The following is a 19434-nucleotide window of genomic DNA, read 5'->3' on the forward strand; positions in this document are numbered from 1 at the left end:
GTAGGACCCGCCCGTGACCGAGCAGCCGATGACCGAGCAGGCGACACCCCTTGCGTTCAACACCGTCGGGACGGGATGGCACCTCAAGCCGCGACGCCGCATCGTCCTGCGGGTGGCCGGCCTCCTCGGCGCGGCGATCTTCATCGGCCCCGGCATCGCCGCCGGGGTGCAGGGCAAGTACCTCGCCGCGGTCTTCCTCGTCGTGGTCGGCGTCTGCTTCGGCCTGCTCCCCATGGACCTGCCCCGCAAGCGGCTGCCGGCGCGCCGTCACGACGGCGCGGACGGCGCCGGCCTGCTGCTGCCGGTCCACCCGATGCGGCTCACCACGGTCGTGGCCTGTGCGGTCATCGGCGTGGTGCTGGTCGTCTCCGGCGGAGGGATGACGGTCGAGGGCGCGCAGGCCGGGGACCTCGGCCAGGTGTTCGGCTCGCTGCTCGCGCTGCTGCTGGGCGCCCTGCTGCTGCTCGGGAGCCGGGCGGGGATCCGCAGCCGGCGGCTGGTCGAGCGCGGCCTCCTGCTCACGCCGGCAGCGGTCGTGACGCGGCTCGGGAGGGAGACGATCACCGTGCCCTGGGCCGACGTCGCGCGGGTGCACGCCCACTGGCGGCGCCGGACCCGTGGCGCCTTCACCTCGGTCGACGAGCAGGTCCACAACTGGTTGAGCTTCGAGCTGCGCGAGGGCTCCTCCGTCGAGCCGGACCCGCTGCGGCTGCTGTCGGGCAGCACCGGCCCCTCGGTGGACGCGGGCGACCTCGCGGTCGATCCCTACGCCGTGCTCGACCTCGCCCGCTTCTACCTCGACCACCCCGAGGCCCGCGGCGAGCTCGCCACCGACGCGTCCCTGGCCCGGCTCAGCCAGCTGGAGAGGGCCCGCTCCGGTCGCTGACGAGTCGCACCGGCAGGGAGCCGAGCCCGAACACGATGGACAGCTGACGCAGGTCGAGCCGGTCCGGGGGGACCGCCAGCGCCAGGTCGGGGAACCGCCTGGCGAGAGCCGGGAACGCCGTACGCAGCTCCATCCTGGCCAGCTCGGCACCGACGCACCGGTGGAAGCCGTGGCCGAAGGCGAGGTGGGACCCGTGGCTGCGCGCGGCGTCGTACCCGTCCCTCCCCTGGCCGGCGCGGTTCGCGGCCGCGAGGTGGCAGACCACCACGTCGCCCTCCGCGACCTCCCGGCCACCGAGCACCAGGTCACGCCGGGCGAACCGCGGGAACGCGACCTGGACCACCGACAGGTAGCGGAGCAGCTCCTCCACCGTCGGCTCGACGCTCTCCGGCCGCTCCACGAGCGCCCGGTAGTCCTCGGGGTGCTCGAGCAGGAGGGCGGTGCCCAGCGCGAGCATGCTGGCGCTGGTCTCGAGCCCGCCGGTGAACACACCGTCCGCCAGCCCCGCCAGCTCGAGGTCGCTGACCTCGTCCCCGTGGTCACGGATGATGTCGCCGATGAGTCCGTCCCCCGGCTGCGCCCGTTGCCGACGCGTCGCCTCCAGGAGGAACTCGCGGGAGCGCGACGCGGCACCGAACGTCCCGAGCCCGCCGTGGCGCACGTCGAAGCGCTCCGACCCGAGCTGCCGGAAGATCTCCCGGTCCTGGTCGGGCAGGCCGAGCAGCTCGCAGATCACCGAGAACGGGACCGGGAACGCGAACTCCGGAACCAGGTCGGCGACCGGCCCCCCGGACGCCAGGACGTCGAGCTGTCGCTCGACGATGCCCGTGACGAGCGGGCGGAGCCGCTCGAGTCGACGCACGGTGAACTGCGGGGTCAGCAGGTGCCGCAGCCGGGTGTGCTCGGGCGGGTCGGTGAAGCCGAGGCCGCCGATGTCGCCGCCGGTGACCGGGCCGCGGGTGCCGACGAGCGGGCGGATGTCGTTGCTGAAGTCGCCCTCGTTCGTGAGCACGGCCCGCGCGTGTGCGGGAGACGTCACGAGCCACACCTTCAGGCCCAGGAAGCTCGTCAACAGGTGCACGGGCTCGTCCGTGCTCAGCCGGGACAACCGGGCCCCGGGGTCGAGGCCGTCACGTCGCAACGGCCAGGTCAGCCGAGACGGGACCCTGTCGAGTCCGGCCACGTCGCCGCCACGACGGCCGGCCAGGGCCAGGACGCCACGCCTGGTGTGTGCCCGGAGCAAGCTCGCGACGCGTGCCATGCGGCCCTCCCAGGAGGCGGGTGTTGCTGACGTGACGAGCCTAGCCCCCGGGTCGAGAGGGAGCCGGTGTTCTCCCGGGAACGGCGGGTTCCAGCCGGGCGATCCAGGTGAGGCCGACGACCACCAGGACCGCCGCGCCGAGCTGGACCGTCAGCGAGAACGGCCCCCGGACCGGGGCCTCGTCGAACACGATCCAGCCGAACGCCATCGCGACCAGCACGTTCACGACGTTGAGGATCGGCATCGACGCGGCCAGCCGGGCGGCGTGGAAGGCCCGCTGGTTCGTGGTCACCGCGGCCAGCCCGGCCAGCAACAGGACCCACGGTCGCCACGTCGCGAGCGCCGGCACCGCTCCGGCGACCTGCACGTCGTGCGCGACGAACTTGATCAGGCCGGCCATCGCGCCGAAGACGACTCCCGAGGCCGCCCCGAGCAGCGCCGCCCGCCTGGTCGCGATCCGCTGCCGGGCCGCGAGCCAGGTCAGGAGCAGGAACGCCGCGAGCACCCCCGCGCACGCGGCCGCAGCCCGGCCGGCCGAGGGGTCGGCCTGCCCCTTCGTCAGGCGGGTGGCGGACAGGAACAGCGCCAGACCGAGCACCGTGAGCGAGACCGCCGCCAGCTCACCCCGGTGCGGCAGGCGTCGGCCCAGCGCCGCCCGCACCGGGACGGCGAGCACGACGCCGCACAGCATCAGTGGCTGGACGAGCGCGAGCGCTCCCAGGTGCAGGGCGAGGGCGTGCAGCGCGAAGGCGACCAGCCCGAGCGCGGACCCGAGGAGCCACAGCGGCGTGGTCAGCAGGCGGAGCACGAGACGCACGGCGCCGGCGGAGCCGGGGACCCCGCTGGCCGCGCGGTGCTGCAGCGACGTCGAGACCGCGAAGCCGCAGGCGGCGGCGAGCGCGATCAGCGAGGGCGTCACGGGGGCCTCCTGCCGGGACGGGGCAACCGTCTCGACCCTACGGGTGGGTCGCGCGGCCTAGAGTGAGCCCATGGCGGTGCGCGTCGTCTTCGCCGACGACAACTACCTGGTGCGTGAGGGCGTCGCGGGGCTGCTCACCGAGGTTGCCGAGGTCGACCTGGTCGCGACGGTGGCCGATCCCGCCGCGCTCCACGCGGCCGTGGCCACGCACCGCCCCGACGCGGTGCTGACCGACATCAGGATGCCGCCGACGTTCACCACCGAGGGCATCGACGCCGCGAAGCGGATCCGCGCCGACTACCCCGACACGGGGGTCGTCGTGCTGTCCCAGTACGTCGAGGAGGACTACGCCTTCGAGCTGCTCTCCGAGGGGGTGGCCGGGCTCGGCTACCTGCTCAAGGAGCGGGTCTCGCAGGTCGACGACCTGGTCCGGGCGTTGTACGACGTGTCGCGCGGCGGCTCCGCGCTGGACCCGAAGGTCGTGGAGGGGCTGCTGGACCGCGGCAGCCGGGAGACCAGCTCGCCGCTCGCCGGCCTCACCGAGCGCGAGCGGGAGGTGCTCCAGGAGCTGGCCACCGGACGCAGCAACGCCGCGACCGCCAAGGCGCTGTTCATGAGCGAGCGCGCGGTGGAGAAGCACGTCGGGTCGGTCTTCCAGAAGCTCGGCCTGGTCAACGAGTCCGAGGTGAACCGGCGGGTGATGGCGGTGCTGGCCTATCTCGAGGCCACCGGCGGTCCGACGCCGCGGTGAGGGGGACGGCCGGGTGGCGGTGAGGGGGAAACCGCAGCCAGGGGTGCGGGCAGCACCCTCCCCGGGGACACCGTGCCAGGGGGACGATGGCGTCCGAGGAGGTGTCCGATGCCCCAGGTCCGTGTCCTGATCGTCGACGACCAGGAGCCGTTCCGTCGGGCGATGGCGACCGTCGTCGGTGAGACCGACGGGTTCGTCGTCGTCGGCTCGGTCGCGTCCGGCGAGGAGTCGCTGCTCGCGGTCGACGAGCTGGAGCCGGACCTGGTGCTGATGGACGTGCACCTGCCCGGCCTGGACGGCATCGAGGCGAGCCGGCGGCTGACGGCCGCCGGTGGACCGGTCGTGGTGCTGCTCTCGACGTACGACGAGGACCAGTTCGACCTGACCGGGTCAGGCGCCGCGGCGTACCTCGCCAAGGCGACCTTCGGTCCCGACCGGCTCTCAGAGGCCTGGTCGGCCGCTCGCCACCAGGTCGGCCCGACCGGCGCCGGCGGGGACGCGTAACGCCAGCGCCCGCCCCGCCCCGGTCACCGACCCGCCGGCCGCCTCCACCCGGTCGACGATGCCCCGGAGGTCGACCTGCGCGACCGCGACGCCACGGACGGTGAGCAGCAGGTCGCTCCCGTCGAGCGCCAGCTCGATCGAGTCCGGCGGCGGGTCCGAGGCCGCCGCCTGCGCGGCGCAGAAGTAGACCGCCGCCTCGACCCGCCCGGGGAAGCGCGACCCGGTCACCGCCGGGTCGACGATCAGCTCGGTCGACGCGTCGGTGCGGGCCAGGAACGAGCGCAGTGCCGGCTCGATGCCGGCACGCACCAGCTGGGTGGGGAAGACGCCGCGCGTGAGGTCCCGCAGGGCCTCCAGGGCGGCGTTGACCGAGCCGACCAGCTCCTCGACCGCCGCGGCGGCCCCGTCGGCGGACGCAGCGGCGGGTGACAGGCCGTCGGCGACCGCGACGAGGTGCGGCAGCACGTCGCGCGAGATCGCCTCCTCCAGCGCGCGCCGGGCCGCGTCGTCGGCCTCGATCACGCGCGTCCGGGACCCGGAGAGCTCCTGGGTGGTCCGGTCCAGCTCGGCCACGTGCCCGGCGAGCTGGGCCTGCATCGCCACGTTGCGGAACGCCACGGCGGCCTGGTCGGCCAGGCTGCGGAGGAGCCGCTCGTCCGCAGCGCGCAGCCGGCGCCCCCGGGGGATGGCCACCTCGACGGAGCCGAGGACGCCGTCCTCCCCGACCACCGGGACCGCGTGGGTGTCGGTGGCCCCGGCGGACGGCCGGCCCCAGGTGGCGCGGACGGGTCCGGTCCCGGGCACCGCCAGCGTCGCGGTGGCCGACCGGGCCGCCAGGGCCTCGCCGGCCGCGGCCGCGACCGTGGGGAGCAGCGTGTCGGCGGACGGCGTCTCGGCGAGCCGCCGGCTGAACTCCGACAGCTCCTCGTACGGCTGGGCCCGCGACCCGTAGGCGAGCCGGTTCGCCAGCCGCACCACGCGTCGGCGCAGCGGCTGGAAGGCCACCGCCACCAGCGCGGTCGCCAGGAGGGAGAGCCAGAACCCCCCGGTCCGCTCGTCGACGAGCCGGCCCACCGTCACCACGAGGGTGGTGTAGCCGACGGCCGCGAACGCGGTCCCGGCGGCGATGACGACCGTCCGGTTGATGACGACGTCGATGTCGTAGAGCCGGTAGCGCAGCACGGCCACCGCGAAGAGGATCGGCATCAGGAAGTAGGCGACGAACAGCGGGACACCGGCGAGCCAGGTCTGCCGGCCGCCGTTCAGCAGCTGCACCACGAGCAGGTTGAGGATGCCCAGGGCGACCAGCCCGGCCGCGATCGCGATCAGCCGGAGCTGCTGGCGCTGCTCGCCGCGGCTGCGTCGCCACCGGCCGAGCATCGACACGAGCGAGGCCACGAGGCCGCCGCTGATCATCAGGAACCCGACGGTGAGCATCGCGCGCCGGACGGGACCGACGAGGTCCTCCTGCGTCTCGAGCCGGAAGGTCACCGGGTCCATCGACAGCACGGCGCACAGGCACAGCAGGGCGCCGAGCCCGGTGATCCAGACGGCGGACCGCCAGCGCCGCGACACGAGGTGGCCGTCGGGGGCGAGCAGGAACATCAGCGCGATCCCGGCGATCGCCAGCTGGCCGCCGAAGAGCCAGGACGCCCACGCGGCGAGGCTGCCGAGCGCGCCCGGTCCCGGGCCGTCGGCCTCCTGCACCCAGTAGGCGTAGGCCTCGGTGAGCAGCGACACGGCGCTCGTGACACCGACCAGGCCCAGCAGCCAGCCGATCGGGTGACGTTCGTAGCGGGAGACGATCACCGCCCCCAGCACCGCCGAGCCGAGCACGGCGCCGTGCACGAACGGGAAGCCGTGCACGGCCACTGCGGTCTGGGACGTGAGCGACACGGACTGTGCCGACACCACCACGTCCGCGACCACCAGGGCGAGGGTGAGACCTGCGAAGGACCAGGCCAGGCGGGGCAGCACCTCAACCACCGACGGCTGTCTCGGAGGCCGGCAGCACGGCCCGGACGCAGGTGCCGCGACCCGGACCGGACTCCGTGCGGACGGTCCCCCCGACCGACTCGACGCGATCGCGGATGTTCGCCAGCCCGGCACCTTCGGGGGTGGTGGCCGGGTCGAAGCCGCCGCCGTCGTCCTCGACGGTGAGCGTCAGGGTGGCCGGCCCGCCGACGAGCGTCACCCCGATCCTCGAGGCGCCGGAGTGCTTGGCGGCGTTCTGGACCGCCTCGAGGCAGGAGAAGTACGCCGCGGCCTCGACATTGGGGGAGTACCTGCCGACGTCGTGGGCGGTCACCGTGACGGGGACCGCGCCGGTCGTCACCGCGGCGTCGAGGGCGGCCGGCAGCCCGTTCGCCGCCAGCAGCGGCGGGTAGATGCCGCGGGAGAGCTGGCCGAGCGTGTCGATCGCGTCGGCGACCGCCTGCCGCTGGCTCACGAGCAGCTCCCGGGCCCGGTCCGGTGAGCGCACCAGGAGGGTGTGGGCGAGCCGGAGGTTCACGGCCAGGGCGACCAGGTGCTGCTGCGCCCCGTCGTGGATGTCGCGCTCGAGGGTCCGGCGGCGTTCGTCCTGCACGTCCACCAGCCGCTGGCGGGAGGCCCGCAGCTCCTCGGCCCGGCGGGACAGCTCCGCCAGCCGCCCCTCGAGCTCGGCCCGCAGCCGGGCGCTGCGCAGGACCAGACCGGCCTGGGCGGCGAGGCCGGCGAAGAGGCGTTCCTCCACGGAGGTCAGCGCCACGTGGTCGCGCTCCTGGACCACGAGGACGCCGAGCAGCTCGTCGCCGTGGCGGACGGGCAGCCGGCGCCGGCCGGGGACGTCCGCGTCCCACGGGGGCGGGTCCACGCCGCTGCCCTCGGGGACCGCGCCGGGCGGCCAGGTGGCCGCGAGAGCCGGACGGTCGTCGACCACGAGCCAGACCTGCGACCACGCGGCCCCGGTGCCCTCGGCCAGCACCCGGGCCATCCGGGCCGGCAGCTCCTCGGCGGGGTAGGTCCCCGTGGCGGTCGCGGTGAAGCGGCGGAGCACGTCGTACGGCGGGGGCGCGCCGCCGTGGGCCACCCCTGCCGCGGCCCGGGCCAGCCGCGTCTGCACGGGGTCGAAGGCCAGTGCGAGCACGGCGGTCGCGAGCACCGAGAGGGAGAGGGCGGGCTCGGACGTGCGGCCGGTCAGCGCACCGCCGCCGAGGACGACGACGACGTACACGAGGACGGCGAAGGCGACCAGGCCGGCCAGCTCGAGGGCGTCCGCGGCCAGCTCCCGTCGTGTCCGACGGCGCCGTCCCGCCCACCAGGTCATGTCAGCAGTGTGCGCGCTCGCGGCCCGCTGCGGGAGGTGCCAGCCCCCACCCCCGGGGTGGGGCTGGCCGCACGATCGCCCGTCCGGGTCCGGGCGGCCACCGCCTGGCGGAGTGCGCCCAGCCCGATCGCCCGGGACCCGTGGAACGGCGTGTGCTGGTGACCTGCCCCGATCCGTGGGCCCCTACCTCAGGAGAACCAGAGCCATGACCGTCTTCACCAGCACCCCCCGCGTCTCGACCGCCGCCGTGGCGAGGGCGGAGGGGCTCAGCAAGTCCTACGGCAGCGGCGACGCCGCCGTCGCGGCACTCGACAACGTCAGCGTCGGCCTGGGGGAGGGCCAGTTCACCGCCATCATGGGGCCCTCGGGCTCCGGCAAGTCGACGCTGCTCCACATGCTCGCCGGGCTCGACCGGCCCACGTCCGGCGAGGTCTACCTCGGCGACACCGAGATCACCCGGCTCGGGGACAAGGCGCTCACCCTGCTGCGCCGCGACCGGATCGGGTTCATCTTCCAGTCGTTCAACCTGCTGCCGACCATGACCGCGGCGGAGAACATCCTCCTCCCGATGCGGATCGCCGGCCGCAAGCCCGACCCGCACTGGGTGGCCTCGATCGTCGCCACCGTCGGCCTGACCGAGCGGCTGTCGCACCGGCCCTCGGAGCTGTCGGGCGGCCAGCAGCAGCGGGTCGCCGCCGCCCGGGCGCTCGCGTCCCGGCCGGACATCGTCTTCGCCGACGAGCCGACCGGCGCCCTGGACTCCGCGTCCGGTGCCGAGCTGCTCGCCTTCCTGCGGACCGCGGTGACCGACCTCGGCCAGACCGTCGTGATGGTCACCCACGACCCGACCGCCGCGAGCTACGCGGACCGGGTCATCTTCCTCGCCGACGGCCGGATCGTCGACGAGCTGCACGCCGCCTCGGCCGACGAGGTCCTCGACTACATGAAGCGCCTGGGAGGCTGACATGTTGACCGCAACCTTCAGGAGCATGGTCGCGCACAAGCTGCGACTCGTGCTCACCGCGGCGTCGATCGCCCTCGGCGTCGCGCTCCTGGCCGGGACGCTGATCCTGACCAACACCATGGGCCTGGCCTTCGAGCAGCTCTTCGGCAAGATCGGGTCCGGCACCGACGCGGTCGTCCGCACCGAGGCGCCGTACACCTCGACCGAGGGCGTCGGCACCGAGCACGGCCCCATCGAGGCCTCCGTCCTCGACCGGATCAGCCGGGTCGACGGCGTCCGGGCGGCCGAGGGGTCGGTGACCGGCTACGCACTGCTGACCGACAACGACGGCCGCGCCATCACCACCAACGGCGGCGCCCCGACCAACGGCTACAGCATGCCCGCCGACGAGGACCTCCGCGGCGACGTCGAGCTGCTCTCCGGCACGGCCCCGACCAACGGCCACGAGGTCGCCATCGACGCCACCAGCGCCGAGGACCACGACATCGCGGTCGGCTCCACCATCAAGGTCCTCCTGCAGGACTCGACCCGGGAGTTCACCGTCGTCGGGACCGTCGGGTACGGCAACGGTGTGAAGGACCTCGGGGGCACCACCTCGGCGTACTTCGACACCGCGACCGCCCAGAAGGTCCTCGGCACCCCCGGGACCTTCGACAGCATCGACGTGAGCGCCGACCCGGGCGTCTCCCAGGCCGAGCTGGCCGACCGCATCTCGGCCGTCCTGCCGGCGGGGACCGAGGCCGTCACGGGCGATGCCGTCGCCCAGGAGAACGCGGACGCGATCAAGGCCAACTTCAGGATCGTCGGCCTCGTGTTCGGTGCCTTCGCGGGCATCGCCCTGTTCGTCGGGTCCTTCATCATCTGGAACACCTTCACGATGACCGTCACGCAGCGGTCCCGCGAGATCGCGCTGCTGCGGGCGATCGGCGCCCGCCGGCGCCAGGTGATGACCAGCCTGCTGCTCGAGGCGGTCGTCCTCGGGGTCGCGGCCTCGGCCATCGGCCTCGGGCTCGGCCTGGCCGTCGCGAAGGGGCTCAAGGTGCTGATGGACGTCGTGGGGCTCGCCCTGCCGTTCACCGCGCTCCAGGTCCCCACCACCGCGATCTGGCTGTCCTTCGTGGTCGGCACCCTCGTGACCGTGGTCGCCGGGCTGGTCCCGGCCCGCCGCGCCACCAAGGTGCTGCCGGTCGAGGCCCTGCGCGAGTCCACCCCCGGCGCCGAGAAGCCGTCGAAGCGGCGCGCCGTGGCCGGCCTGGCCGTCATCGGGGCCGGTGCCGGCGGGATGCTGGCCAACCTCTACGGTGACGCGAGCTTCCTGGTCTTCGGGCTCGGGCTGCTCGCGGCGATGGTCGGGCTGATCGTGGCGCTGCCGATCCTGGTGCGCCCGCTGGCCGCGGCGATCGCAGCCCCGCTGCGGATGCGGGGGATGCCCGGCGAGCTGGCCAGGCAGAACGCGGTCCGCAACCCGCGGCGCACGTCGGCCACGGCGGCGGCCCTGATGATCGGGCTCACGCTGGTCGTGAGCATGGGGGTGTTCGCCTCGTCGTTGAAGGCGTCCTTCGGTGACGTGGTCGCCGACGACATCAACGCCGACCTGTACGTCGTGACGTCGAGCGCCCAGGCGCCCGGGTTCAGCCCCTCGGTGCTCGGTGCCGTCGAGGGCGTCGACGGCGTGGCCGAGGTGTCGCCCAGCGGCTGGGGCGAGGCGCGGTTCGACCACCAGTCGTCGAGCTTCTCGTCGGTGGACCCGGCCACGGCCGGAGACATCATGGGTCTCGACATCTCCCGGGGCTCGGTCGAGGACCTGGGCAAGGACGGCGTCCTGGTGGCCCGGTCGGCCGCGGAGAAGAACGGCTGGCACCTCGGCGACACGATCACCGCGGAGTTCGCCCAGACGGGTGCGCACCGGTTGCACGTGGTGGGTGTGTACGACGGCAAGGGCTGGATCGGTGACGACTTCGTGCTGAGCATCGACGAGCAGAACGCCTTCTCCGGTCCCCAGCTGGTCTCCAGCGCGTTCCTCACGCTGCAGCCGGGTGCCGACCGGGGCGAGGTGCAGGCGGCGATCTCGGACGCGCTGGCCGACCACCCCGACGCCAAGGTCCTGGACCGGGCGGGCTTCGAGAAGGAGGCCAGCGGGTTCATCGACCAGCTGCTCACCCTCGTGACGGTGATGCTGCTGCTGGCCGTGGTCATCGCGCTGCTGGGCATCGTCAACACGCTCGCGCTGTCGGTCTTCGAGCGCACCCGCGAGCTGGGGCTGCTCCGCGCGGTCGGCATGACCCGGGGCCAGGTCCGGGCGATGGTCCGGTGGGAGTCCGCGGTGATCTCGCTGATCGGCGCCGTGAGCGGTGCCGGGCTGGGGATCGCGATCGGGCTGGCGCTGTCGCAGGCGCTCAAGGACGAGGGCATCAAGGCGGTCTCGATCCCGGTCGTGCAGGTCCTCCTGTACGTCGGGCTGGCCGCGGTCGCCGGCGTCGTCGCCGCGATCGGCCCGGCCCGGTCGGCCGCCAGGGTCGACGTGCTGAAGGCGGTGGTGACGGACTGACACGGACGTGGCGGCCCGGTGGTGTCCCCGACACCGCCGGGCCGTTGCGGCGTCAGGCGTCCCAGCCGAGCATCCGGGAGACCTCGGTGGGCAGCGTCATCGGGTCGAACGGCTTCGGGATCACCCCGCGGATCGCCAGCTCGTCCCAGAGCTGGCGCTCACCGGCGAGGACCTTCGCGGTGAGCAGGATGACCGGGATGTGTCGGGTGGCCTCGTCGGCCTGCAGGTGGCGGAACGTCGTGGGACCGTCCATCTCCGGCATCATCACGTCGAGCAGGATCGCGTCCGGCTGCTCGGAGCGGGCGAGCTCGAGGGCGGTCGCCCCGCGGTCGGCGGCGACGACGCGCCACCCCGCGACGACCTCCAGCGCGAGCTGCGTGATCTCGCGGACCGAGTCGTCGTCGTCGACGACGAGAACGGTGGGGACGCCCATCACGGCCCTCCTCGACCTCCGAAGACTCCAATGCTAGGGGTGCGGGCGGGTCCGCGTCCCCGGGACCCGCAGGTCACGCCTCGCTGGTGGGCAGCGGGCCGTGGAAGGTGCCGGCGTAGTAGGTCTGCCGGTCGATCGGCGCGACGGTCACCTCCGCGCAGCCGCGCAGGATCCGCTCGATGTTGTCGTTGAGCCCGATCAGGTCGTCGTTGTAGGCGCAGATGTCCCACGCACAGACCGCGCGCTCGGCGACGAGGAGCTCGACGATCCGCTCGACCATCGCCCGGAAGACCCGGGTCTGGCGCAGCCGACGGTCCACCAGGGTGAAGCCGAGGTAGTAGACCGCGCGCCGGGCCGTGTGCTCGGGGAAGTGGTGCGCGAAGTAGGCCGGGCTGATCCAGGGCACCGTCTCGAGGTCGGCGGTCAGGGTGGACATCCCGATCACCTCGCCGTCGTCGTTCCAGGCGACGTACTTGTGCACCCGCGGGTCCCGCATCTCCTCGAGGAACTCGTGCTCGTGCAGCAGCTGCCGGGCCACGGCACGGGTCTCCAGCGCTCCGAAGGTCTGCCGGTAGAGCCGGTAGTACGCCTCCGCGGTGGCGTCGTCGACCTCGGTCTCGACCGAGATGTCGATCTTCGACGGTGACCGGTCAAGCACCGGGCCCCCACGGGGTGACCTCGTAGGCGGCGACCGCGAGCGCGCACACGGGTCGGTCCACGCAGTGTGCCGAGGTCGTCACGGTCTGCACCGGCCCGAAGGCACCCCCACGTCGTGCACCCATGTCGGCGAGGCTCAGCTCGATCTGCTCCAGCAGGGACTCCTCGCTGCCGCCGTGGTGCTCGACGAACAGCCCCCCGGCGTGCTCGTCGAAGGTCCAGCCGAGACCGGCCCAGACGATCTCGCCGGGGTGGTCGGCGTACGCCGTGGACAGCACGCAGTGGAGCCGGTCGCCGTGGCCGCCGGCCAGCGGCTCGTCGGCGACCACCCGGACCCGGCTGCGCGGCGGGATCACCGAGGAGAGCGTGATCAGGTTGAAGTTCGCGACCCCGGCCAACCAGAGCGCGTCATCGAAGGCGGAGAGCAGGGTGCGGCCCGTCCCCGACCCGGTGCGGATCGTGATGTCCGGACCGGCGTGGTCACGCATCGTGGGTCCCTCTCGTGGTCGAGCCACCGGCGTGCTGGACGGCACCCGTGGTGTCGGTGGCCCGCGCCGGAGCAGCCGGCAGCGTGAAGTGGATCGTGGTGCCGAGCCCGAGCTCGCTCTCGGCCCAGATCCGTCCGCCGTGGCGCTCGACGATACCGCGACTGATGGCGAGGCCGAGCCCGGTCCCACCCTTGAGCCGGGCGTCCGAGGAGTCGACCTGCTCGAAGCGCTCGAAGATGCTCTCCAGCTTGTCCTCGGGGATCCCACGGCCGCAGTCACGCACGCGGAACTGGACGAGGTCGCCCCGGTCGTCGGCCTCGAGGACGACCACGCTGCCCGGGTCGGAGTACTTGACCGCGTTGCCGATCAGGTTGGTGAGGGTCTGCATGACCCGGTCCTCGTCGGCCAGCACCCGCCCGGAGCAGGAGCCGACCTCGATCCGGACCTTCGTCGACGAGGCGAGCCCCTCCATGGCCTGGGCGGCGTTCGCCAGCAGGTGGGCGGCCTCGAGCGACTCGATCTCCATCGGCCGCGAGTCGGACTCGATGCGCTCGATGTCGAGGAGGTCGTTGATCAGCCGGGTCAGCCGCTCGCTGCTCTGCAGCGCGTTGTCGACCAGGGAGTCCGCGCGTGGCGGGAGCTCGCCCAGGCGGCCGCTGGCCAGCAGCCCCAGGGACCCCCGGATCGAGGTGAGCGGGGTGCGCAGCTCGTGGCTGACGACCGAGAGGAACTCGTTCTTCATCCGGTCGACCTCGCGGCGCTGGGTCACGTCGCGGAAGGCCACCACCGCGCCCCTGACCTCCTCGCCGTCGATCAGGGGGGAGGCGGTGATCTCGACGGGGAACGTCGCGCCGTCGGAGCGGACGTAGACGTCCTCCTCCGAGCTGGCCACGATGCCCCTGCGGATGGCGTCGTCGATGTAGCAGCCGTGCGCGGGGTACGGCGTGCCGTCCTCGGCCGGCGCGTGGAAGTGGTCGTGGGCCCTCCGGCCGTGCAGTGCCTGGGGGTCGTAGCCGAGCGCGGCCGCGCCCGAGGGGTTGATGAAGGTGATCCTGCCGTCGGGGTCGACGCCGTAGATGCCGTCACCGACGGAGGTGAGCAGCACCTCGGTCTGCCGGGCCAGCCGGGTCAGGTCGGCGGTCTGCTCCCGGACCCGGCGCTCGAGGCCGCGGCGCAGCGCGGCGTTGTCGGAGGCGAGCAACGTCTGCCGCAGGCCCGCCGAGAGGATGAGCACCAGCCACAGGGCGGACTGGGCGACGGGCAGGCGACCGCCGCTGCCGAAGCCCACCTGGACGACACCGGCGGTCAGCAGGACCGTGACCACGAGCACGGTCCCGCGGGCGTCGGACCCGTGGCTCTCCGCGTGCTCGGGCACGCCGTCGGCCTGGTCGCTCGGGTACCACGCGGCCAGCCCGATGAGCAGGTAGCCGACGATCCAGCCGAGGTCGAGGGTCGTGCCGAAGTGGAACCGCTCCTGCGACACGAGCACCGCGAACGCGAGGTCCGCGACGGCGTACATCAGGAAGCCGGCGGTGACCAGGGCGAGGGCGGGCCGGTCGCGGCCGCTGGTGCGCAGCAGCAGGAGCAGGGCGACGGTGGCGAGCACGACGTCGAGGACCGGGAAGAGCAGTGCCGCGGACCGGGAGGCGAAGTCGTCGGTGACGGAGTCGAGCAGCTCGGAGTAGACGAGCACCGAGGCGATCACCAGGACCGCGCTGCCGGCGATCAGGCCGTCCAGGGACATGAGCAGCTGGTCGAGGCCGCGGCGACGCACGCTCGGGAAGCTGAGGAGGCCGGCGATCGAGAGCAGCAGCGCGATGGCGATGCTGCCGTTGCTGATCGCGCTCGGTGAGTCCACGGGGTCGGCGCCGCTGGCGGCGACCCAGAGGTTGCCGGCGACGGCCACGGTGCCCGCACACATGAGCAGCCGCCAGGAGCGGCGACGGCGGCCCGTGGTCTGCCGCGCCCGCACTCCGCAGCTGATCGCGGTGACGACACCGGCGGTGAGCAGGCCCAGGCCGCTGGCCGACTCGCGCACGGCCTCGCTGAAGCCGGGCTGCAGGAGGATCGCGAAGAGCGCCGTCAGCAGCGCGGCGATCGGCACCGCGACGGCGAAACGCCGCCGCTGCGACGCGAGCGACGGCGTGCTGCCCATGGGGCGCGAGGCTACCAGCAGACACGCCTGCGCGAGGGGCTTCCGGCCCTTGACGTACTCGTAGTATGTGAGCATGGCCACGATCGACCGGGACATCGACGAGCTGACCGAGGAACGATTCCGCAGGATGAGCTTCGTCGGGGGCGGCCCGCTGCCGCCCGTCGACCCCTCCGGCCTGCCGCCGGGGCCGCGCTGGCCGGTGCTGGTGCAGAGCGCGGGGCTGCTGCGCTTCCGGCACTGGTTCCACCCCTACCTGCACCGCAGGTACGGCGACGTGTTCACGGTGCGGCTGGTCCCGGGCGGCCGACCGCTGGTCGTCTTCACCCGGCCCGAGCACGCGAAGGAGATCTTCGCCGGCGACCCGGAGGTCTTCCACGCCGGCAAGGCCAACGCGATCCTGGGGCCGATCATGGGGGAGCACTCCCTGCTCCTGCAGGACTCCGGTGAGCACAAGCGGGCCCGCAAGCTGCTGATGCCGGCGTTCAACGGCCACGCGCTGCGCGGCTACGAGTCGCTGGTCACCGAGGTGGCCCGCGCCGAGGTCGCGAGCTGGACGCCCGGCTCGGAGTTCCGGGCACTGGACCGGATGAACGCGCTCACCCTCGAGGTGATCCTGCGCGTGGTCTTCGGCGTCACCGACGAGCGCCGGCTCGCCGCGCTCCGCCCGCGGGTGAACGCCACCGTCGACATCAGTCCCGTGGTGCTGCTCGGCTGGGGCTACCCCCGGTTGCAGCGGTTCGGCCCCTGGAGGCGCACGGTGCAGAACCAGCACGAGCTGGACCGGCTCATCCACGCCGAGATCCGGGAGCGCCGCGCCGCCCCGGACCTCGCCGACCGGACCGACGTGCTGTCCCGGCTGATCCTGGTCCGCGACGGCGAGGACGGGACGGACGCGCTGGACGACACCGAGCTGCGCGACCAGCTGGTCACCCTGCTGCTCGCCGGCCACGAGACCACTGCGACCGCGCTCGCCTGGGCGCTCTACGAGCTCGGCCGCGACCCGGGGCTGCTGGCCCGGTCGCGCGAGGCCGCCCGCAGCGGCGACGACGCCTGGCTGGACGCGGTGCTCAAGGAGTCGATGCGCCTGCACCCGGTGATCCCGATGGTGGTCCGCACGCTCCTGCAACCGGTCACCATCGGTGGGTGGGACCTGCCGGCCGGCACCACCGTCGGGCCGTCGATCCTGGTGACCCACGCGCGCGCGGACAACCACCCCGACCCCGAGGTGTTCCGCCCCGAGCGGTTCCTGGGCCAGAACCCGCCCACCAACACGTGGATCCCGTTCGGTGGCGGCGTCCGACGCTGCATCGGGGCGGGCTTCTCCCTCATGGAGGGCGTCGCCGTGCTGCGCGAGGTGCTCACGGCGTACGACGTCACCGCGGTGGGTGACGACCGGCCGCGGGTCCGCAACATCACCAGCGTCCCGCGTCGGGGTGCCCGGATCCGGGTGACCCGGTAGGACGGTCCACGCGAAAAGCCCGTGCGGCGGAGGGTCGCGCGGTGCCACGATCGTCTTTCGTGAGCTGGCGAGAGAGACTGCGTGCCGTCCGGATGGACGTGACGCCCCTGCGGGACTCCCGCGACTTCCGGCTGCTGTTCCTCGCCGGCACCGTCTTCTACTTCGGCGCGATGGTGTCCTACGTCGCCATCCCGTACCAGATCTACACGCTGACGGGCTCCAACTTCGCGGTCGGCGCGATCGGCCTCGTCGAGCTGGTGCCGCTGGTGGTCTTCGGGCTGTACGGCGGCGCGCTGGCCGACCACGTGGACCGGCGTCGGCTGCTGATCTGGACGGGGCTGGCGCAGGCCGCGTTCACGGCGGTGCTGGCGGTCAACGCGTTCCGGGACGACCCGAGCATCTGGGTGATCTTCGTGGTCTCGGGCCTGCTCGCGTCGTCCTCCTCGCTGCAGCGGCCCTCCCGCGAGGCCCTGATGCCGCGCACGGTCCGGCACGACCAGATCACCGCGGCGAACAACCTGACCAGCCTGGGCATGCAGCTCGGCGTGCTCGTGGGCCCGGCGCTCGGCGGTCTGCTGGTCGCGTACGTCGGCATCGGCTGGTGCTTCCTGGTCGACATCAGCGGCCTGCTGGTGGCCAGCGTGCTCTTCATGGCCATGCGGCCCTACCCGCACCGCGAGGAGACCACGCCGCCCAGCCTCGCCGGGATCGGGGAGGGGCTGCGCTACGCGTTCTCGCGGCGCGACCTCCTCGGCACCTACCTCGTGGACATCGCGGCCATGCTGCTCGCGCTCCCGGTGGTGCTGTTCCCGGCGCTGGCCGAGGAGGTCTTCGGTCGTCCGGAGCTGCTCGGCCTGCTCTACTCCGCGGAGACGGTCGGCGCCCTGCTGGCCACCGCGCTCAGCGGCTGGACCTCGCGGATCCACCACCACGGCCGCGCGATCGTCATCGCGGCGGCGGCGTACGGCGCCTGCGTCGCGATGGCCGGTCTGATGCCGAGCATCTGGCTGGTGGCCGTCTTCCTGATGCTGTCGGGGGCCGCCGACATGGTCTCTGCCGTGTTCCGCGGGACGGTGTGGAACCAGACGATCCCCGAGGGGATGCGGGGGCGGCTGGCCGGCATCGAGATGCTGTCGTACTCCCTGGGCCCGCTGGGCGGCCAGGTCCGGGCCGGCGTGACCGCCGACCTGTGGACCGTCCGTGGTGCGATCGTCAGCGGCGGCTTCGCGTGCGTCGCCGGCGTGGGCGTGACCGCCCTCGCGCTGCGCGACTTCTGGTCCTACGACTCCCGCACCGACCGGTACGCCTTGGCCGAGCGCGAGGCCCGCCGCCGTGCCGGCGAGAACGTCGAGGGAACGACCGCCTAGAGGCCTCCCGGGTCAGGCGACCTCCGACCCCGAACCCGGGTCGAACGCCTCCGCGACCGCCTCGAACAGGTCGCAGAAGTCGGGGTAGTCCTCGCGCGCCACGGCGCCGGTGAGCACCACCCCGAGGCCGTCGAGCGACCACGCCCACTCCTCGCAGACCACGTCGGCGCTGCCGGCGGCGTGCGCGTAGCGCCGGTAGCTCACGTCCCGGCCGGACAGGTCGAACTCGTCCGCGTCCTCGACCTCGAACGCCGGCAGGGTTCCCGCGGCCTCGCGCAGGGCCGCGTCGCGCCACGCGGCCCGCGCGCCCGGGACGGGCTCGCACCGGAGGGTGAGCGTGGGCCGGAACCCGCTGGCCGGCAGGATGCTCGCCCGGGCCGCGAGCAGCAGGCCGCGTGCCGGGTCGGCGGAGCGCCGCCAGCCCCGTGGCACCGCGATGCCGAGGTCAGCGGGGCGCACGGGACACCTCCCCGACCGGGGATGCGACCGGCGACGTCCCGCAGGTCGGAGGGCTCTCGGGTGCCGCCGCAGGAGACGGCACGTGGCCGAAGCCCCACTCGCCCGGCGCGGCCGGTGCCGCTGCGAGGTGCCCCGCTCCTGCGCTCTGCGCCGCGGGCTGGGGCCCGGCCGTGGCTCCACTGCCGGTGGTCGAGGGGAGCGCCTCCCGGGTCTGCCCCGAGCCGGTGTCCGCGACCGTGTGCGGCGTGGGGGCGTCGGGCAGGAGCTGGGTCAACGGCGGCAGGTGCGACCCCAGTGCCGGGTCGTACACCGGAGGCGCCGGGGGCACGGCGGCGCCGGGCAGGAGGGCCGTGGGCAGGTCGATGGTCGGGGGGACGACGTCCGCGAAGAGGGCCAGCGCCGCCCGCCAGTCCCGCTGCGCCCGGTGCTCGACCTGCCGGGCGTCGCCGACGAGCCGGGCGGCGTCGTCCCACGCCTGCCACGCCGCCCCGGACCACGGCGTCGCGCCGGCACCCGGCTCCGGGCCGGGCGGGTGGATCGCGTCCTCGGTGACGACCAACCACGGTCGCGCCCGGTGCCTGGCGACGGCCATGGTGCGGCGTACGTCGCGGAGGTCGAGGGCCAGCTCCTGGAGGGCCGCGGCCAGCCGGTGGCAGTGGTCCGCGGTGTCGTCGGCCGACGACATCAGGGAGCGGGTCCGGTCGCGGAACGCGTCGCCGGAGAGTCCGCCGAAGTCGTCGTCGCTGGTGTGGGCCTGGCGGCCCAGCGCCCCGGCGGCGGACGCCACCGCGTCCCCGAGCGCCCGGAGGCCGCGCGAGGCGGTCTCGCAGGCGTCCGGGTCGCCCGGCACCCGCAGGTCGAGGCTCATCGCAGGCTCCCGGCGGCGAGCTGGTCGAACAGCCCGGAGACCTCGCCGTCGAAGCCGAACGCGTCCTTCCGCAGCTGCTCCACCGCCACGGCGAGGTGGGTCAGCCGGTCGGCCAGCCCCCGGGATTCCTCCGTGAGGTGTGCGAGCCCCACGGCGGTGGCGTCGCTGGTGGTCCCGGTGTCGGGGACGGGGATCGTGGCCGCGTCGCGGATGGCCAGACCGTGGTGGACCAGCGCGCGGCACGCGCGCTGCAGGACCTGGGGCTCGAGCGAGATCGTCATGCCCGGAGCCTGCGCGCGCAGGGTGCGCCGGAAACCGGGTCCGGGCGATCTGTGGACAGCCACCCGCGGAGGCTCCCGACCCCGCAGGGGGAGTCATACAAGGAGTCTTGTCGGTCGTCGCGCTGGC

Annotated in this window: 18 protein-coding genes; 7 read left to right on the forward strand and 11 right to left on the reverse strand. The window is 73.8% G+C overall.

Annotation, left to right across the window (positions count from 1 at the left end; all coding sequences use genetic code 11):
- Positions 1–13 precede the first annotated feature (13 nt).
- Positions 14–886, forward strand: a complete 873-nt coding sequence (locus ACZ43H_RS21410) for a hypothetical protein (RefSeq protein WP_464586329.1) — start codon at positions 14–16, stop codon at positions 884–886.
- On the opposite strand, the gene ACZ43H_RS21415 is transcribed toward ACZ43H_RS21410, so the two are convergent.
- Both ACZ43H_RS21415 and ACZ43H_RS21420 read right to left on the reverse strand, forming a co-directional pair.
- Positions 852–2147, reverse strand: a complete 1296-nt coding sequence (locus tag ACZ43H_RS21415) for a cytochrome P450 (RefSeq protein WP_464586331.1) — start codon at positions 2145–2147, stop codon at positions 852–854. The genes ACZ43H_RS21410 and ACZ43H_RS21415 overlap by 35 nt on opposite strands.
- Before the next feature lie 40 nt (positions 2148–2187).
- Positions 2188–3066: a DMT family transporter gene (locus ACZ43H_RS21420; RefSeq protein ID WP_464586333.1), complete on the reverse strand. Its 879-nt coding sequence runs from the start codon at positions 3064–3066 to the stop codon at positions 2188–2190.
- Between the two features lie 70 nt (positions 3067–3136).
- Here ACZ43H_RS21420 and ACZ43H_RS21425 point away from each other — a divergent pair, with 70 nt between their 5' ends.
- Positions 3137–3817 (forward strand): response regulator, encoded by a 681-nt coding sequence (locus ACZ43H_RS21425; RefSeq protein WP_464586335.1) that lies wholly within the window; start codon positions 3137–3139, stop codon positions 3815–3817.
- A 108-nt stretch (positions 3818–3925) separates the two neighbouring features.
- Positions 3926–4321, forward strand: a complete 396-nt coding sequence (locus tag ACZ43H_RS21430; RefSeq protein WP_464586337.1) for a response regulator — start codon at positions 3926–3928, stop codon at positions 4319–4321.
- On the opposite strand, the gene ACZ43H_RS21435 is transcribed toward ACZ43H_RS21430, so the two are convergent.
- Together ACZ43H_RS21435 and ACZ43H_RS21440 are read right to left on the reverse strand one after the other, a co-directional pair.
- A complete protein-coding gene (locus tag ACZ43H_RS21435; protein ID WP_464586339.1) occupies positions 4259–6307 on the reverse strand; it encodes a hypothetical protein in 2049 nt (682 codons plus the stop codon). The two genes, ACZ43H_RS21430 and ACZ43H_RS21435, sit on opposite strands and share 63 nt — an antisense overlap.
- The gene (locus tag ACZ43H_RS21440) at positions 6300–7628 is read right to left on the reverse strand and encodes a sensor histidine kinase (protein WP_464586340.1); all 1329 of its coding nucleotides are present in this window, start codon (positions 7626–7628) and stop codon (positions 6300–6302) included. The genes ACZ43H_RS21435 and ACZ43H_RS21440 overlap by 8 nt, the downstream gene beginning before the upstream one ends.
- Before the next feature lie 205 nt (positions 7629–7833).
- On the opposite strand from ACZ43H_RS21440, the gene ACZ43H_RS21445 reads away from it, so the two are divergent.
- Positions 7834–8592, forward strand: a complete 759-nt coding sequence (locus ACZ43H_RS21445; protein WP_464586341.1) for an ABC transporter ATP-binding protein — start codon at positions 7834–7836, stop codon at positions 8590–8592.
- Position 8593: 1 nt separating this feature from the next.
- Positions 8594–11140, forward strand: coding sequence for an ABC transporter permease (locus ACZ43H_RS21450; protein ID WP_464586342.1), 2547 nt, complete (start codon positions 8594–8596; stop codon positions 11138–11140).
- 52 nt (positions 11141–11192) lie between these two features.
- Here ACZ43H_RS21450 and ACZ43H_RS21455 read toward each other — a convergent pair whose 3' ends face one another.
- From ACZ43H_RS21455 to ACZ43H_RS21470, 4 genes are all read right to left on the reverse strand, one after another.
- The gene (locus ACZ43H_RS21455; protein ID WP_464586344.1) at positions 11193–11573 is read right to left on the reverse strand and encodes a response regulator; all 381 of its coding nucleotides are present in this window, start codon (positions 11571–11573) and stop codon (positions 11193–11195) included.
- Positions 11574–11646: 73 nt separating this feature from the next.
- Positions 11647–12231 carry a GNAT family N-acetyltransferase gene (locus ACZ43H_RS21460; RefSeq protein WP_464586346.1) on the reverse strand — a complete coding sequence of 195 codons (585 nt, stop codon included), beginning with the start codon at positions 12229–12231 and terminating at the stop codon, positions 11647–11649.
- Positions 12224–12718: a pyruvoyl-dependent arginine decarboxylase gene (locus ACZ43H_RS21465; protein ID WP_464586348.1), complete on the reverse strand. Its 495-nt coding sequence runs from the start codon at positions 12716–12718 to the stop codon at positions 12224–12226. Before ACZ43H_RS21465 ends, ACZ43H_RS21460 begins: the two co-directional genes overlap by 8 nt.
- A complete protein-coding gene (locus tag ACZ43H_RS21470; RefSeq protein WP_464586350.1) occupies positions 12711–14873 on the reverse strand; it encodes a sensor histidine kinase in 2163 nt (720 codons plus the stop codon). The genes ACZ43H_RS21465 and ACZ43H_RS21470 overlap by 8 nt, the downstream gene beginning before the upstream one ends.
- A 73-nt stretch (positions 14874–14946) precedes the next feature.
- Between ACZ43H_RS21470 and ACZ43H_RS21475 the strand changes: the two genes are divergently transcribed.
- Entirely contained in the window at positions 14947–16332 is a 1386-nt protein-coding gene (locus tag ACZ43H_RS21475; protein WP_464586352.1) for a cytochrome P450, read from the forward strand.
- A gap of 59 nt (positions 16333–16391) precedes the next feature.
- Positions 16392–17699: an MFS transporter gene (locus tag ACZ43H_RS21480; protein WP_464586354.1), complete on the forward strand. Its 1308-nt coding sequence runs from the start codon at positions 16392–16394 to the stop codon at positions 17697–17699.
- Positions 17700–17711: 12 nt separating this feature from the next.
- Here the strand turns inward: ACZ43H_RS21480 and ACZ43H_RS21485 are convergent, their stop codons facing one another.
- From ACZ43H_RS21485 to ACZ43H_RS21495, 3 genes are read right to left on the reverse strand one after another with little or no spacing between them, the layout of a single operon-like run.
- Positions 17712–18158, reverse strand: coding sequence for a hypothetical protein (locus ACZ43H_RS21485; protein WP_464586356.1), 447 nt, complete (start codon positions 18156–18158; stop codon positions 17712–17714).
- Positions 18145–19026 (reverse strand): hypothetical protein, encoded by an 882-nt coding sequence (locus tag ACZ43H_RS21490; protein ID WP_464586357.1) that lies wholly within the window; start codon positions 19024–19026, stop codon positions 18145–18147. The genes ACZ43H_RS21485 and ACZ43H_RS21490 overlap by 14 nt, the downstream gene beginning before the upstream one ends.
- The gene (locus ACZ43H_RS21495; RefSeq protein ID WP_464586358.1) at positions 19023–19307 is read right to left on the reverse strand and encodes a hypothetical protein; all 285 of its coding nucleotides are present in this window, start codon (positions 19305–19307) and stop codon (positions 19023–19025) included. Before ACZ43H_RS21495 ends, ACZ43H_RS21490 begins: the two co-directional genes overlap by 4 nt.
- Positions 19308–19434 lie beyond the last annotated feature (127 nt).

It is taken from the genome of Nocardioides sp. DN36 (genome assembly GCF_055380375.1).

What these genes read in the sequence shown, in the direction of transcription:
- ACZ43H_RS21490 (WP_464586357.1), bottom strand. Translation starts at nt 19,026, where the DNA reads ATGAGCCTCGACCTGCGGGTGCCGGGCGACCCGGACGCCTGCGAGACC.
- ACZ43H_RS21415 (WP_464586331.1), bottom strand. Translation starts at nt 2,147, where the DNA reads ATGGCACGCGTCGCGAGCTTGCTCCGGGCACACACCAGGCGTGGCGTC.
- ACZ43H_RS21425 (WP_464586335.1), top strand. Translation starts at nt 3,137, where the DNA reads ATGGCGGTGCGCGTCGTCTTCGCCGACGACAACTACCTGGTGCGTGAG.
- ACZ43H_RS21465 (WP_464586348.1), bottom strand. Translation starts at nt 12,718, where the DNA reads ATGCGTGACCACGCCGGTCCGGACATCACGATCCGCACCGGGTCGGGG.
- ACZ43H_RS21475 (WP_464586352.1), top strand. Translation starts at nt 14,947, where the DNA reads ATGGCCACGATCGACCGGGACATCGACGAGCTGACCGAGGAACGATTC.
- ACZ43H_RS21455 (WP_464586344.1), bottom strand. Translation starts at nt 11,573, where the DNA reads ATGGGCGTCCCCACCGTTCTCGTCGTCGACGACGACGACTCGGTCCGC.
- ACZ43H_RS21445 (WP_464586341.1), top strand. Translation starts at nt 7,834, where the DNA reads ATGACCGTCTTCACCAGCACCCCCCGCGTCTCGACCGCCGCCGTGGCG.
- ACZ43H_RS21430 (WP_464586337.1), top strand. Translation starts at nt 3,926, where the DNA reads ATGCCCCAGGTCCGTGTCCTGATCGTCGACGACCAGGAGCCGTTCCGT.
- ACZ43H_RS21470 (WP_464586350.1), bottom strand. Translation starts at nt 14,873, where the DNA reads ATGGGCAGCACGCCGTCGCTCGCGTCGCAGCGGCGGCGTTTCGCCGTC.
- ACZ43H_RS21450 (WP_464586342.1), top strand. Translation starts at nt 8,594, where the DNA reads ATGTTGACCGCAACCTTCAGGAGCATGGTCGCGCACAAGCTGCGACTC.
- ACZ43H_RS21440 (WP_464586340.1), bottom strand. Translation starts at nt 7,628, where the DNA reads ATGACCTGGTGGGCGGGACGGCGCCGTCGGACACGACGGGAGCTGGCC.
- ACZ43H_RS21495 (WP_464586358.1), bottom strand. Translation starts at nt 19,307, where the DNA reads ATGACGATCTCGCTCGAGCCCCAGGTCCTGCAGCGCGCGTGCCGCGCG.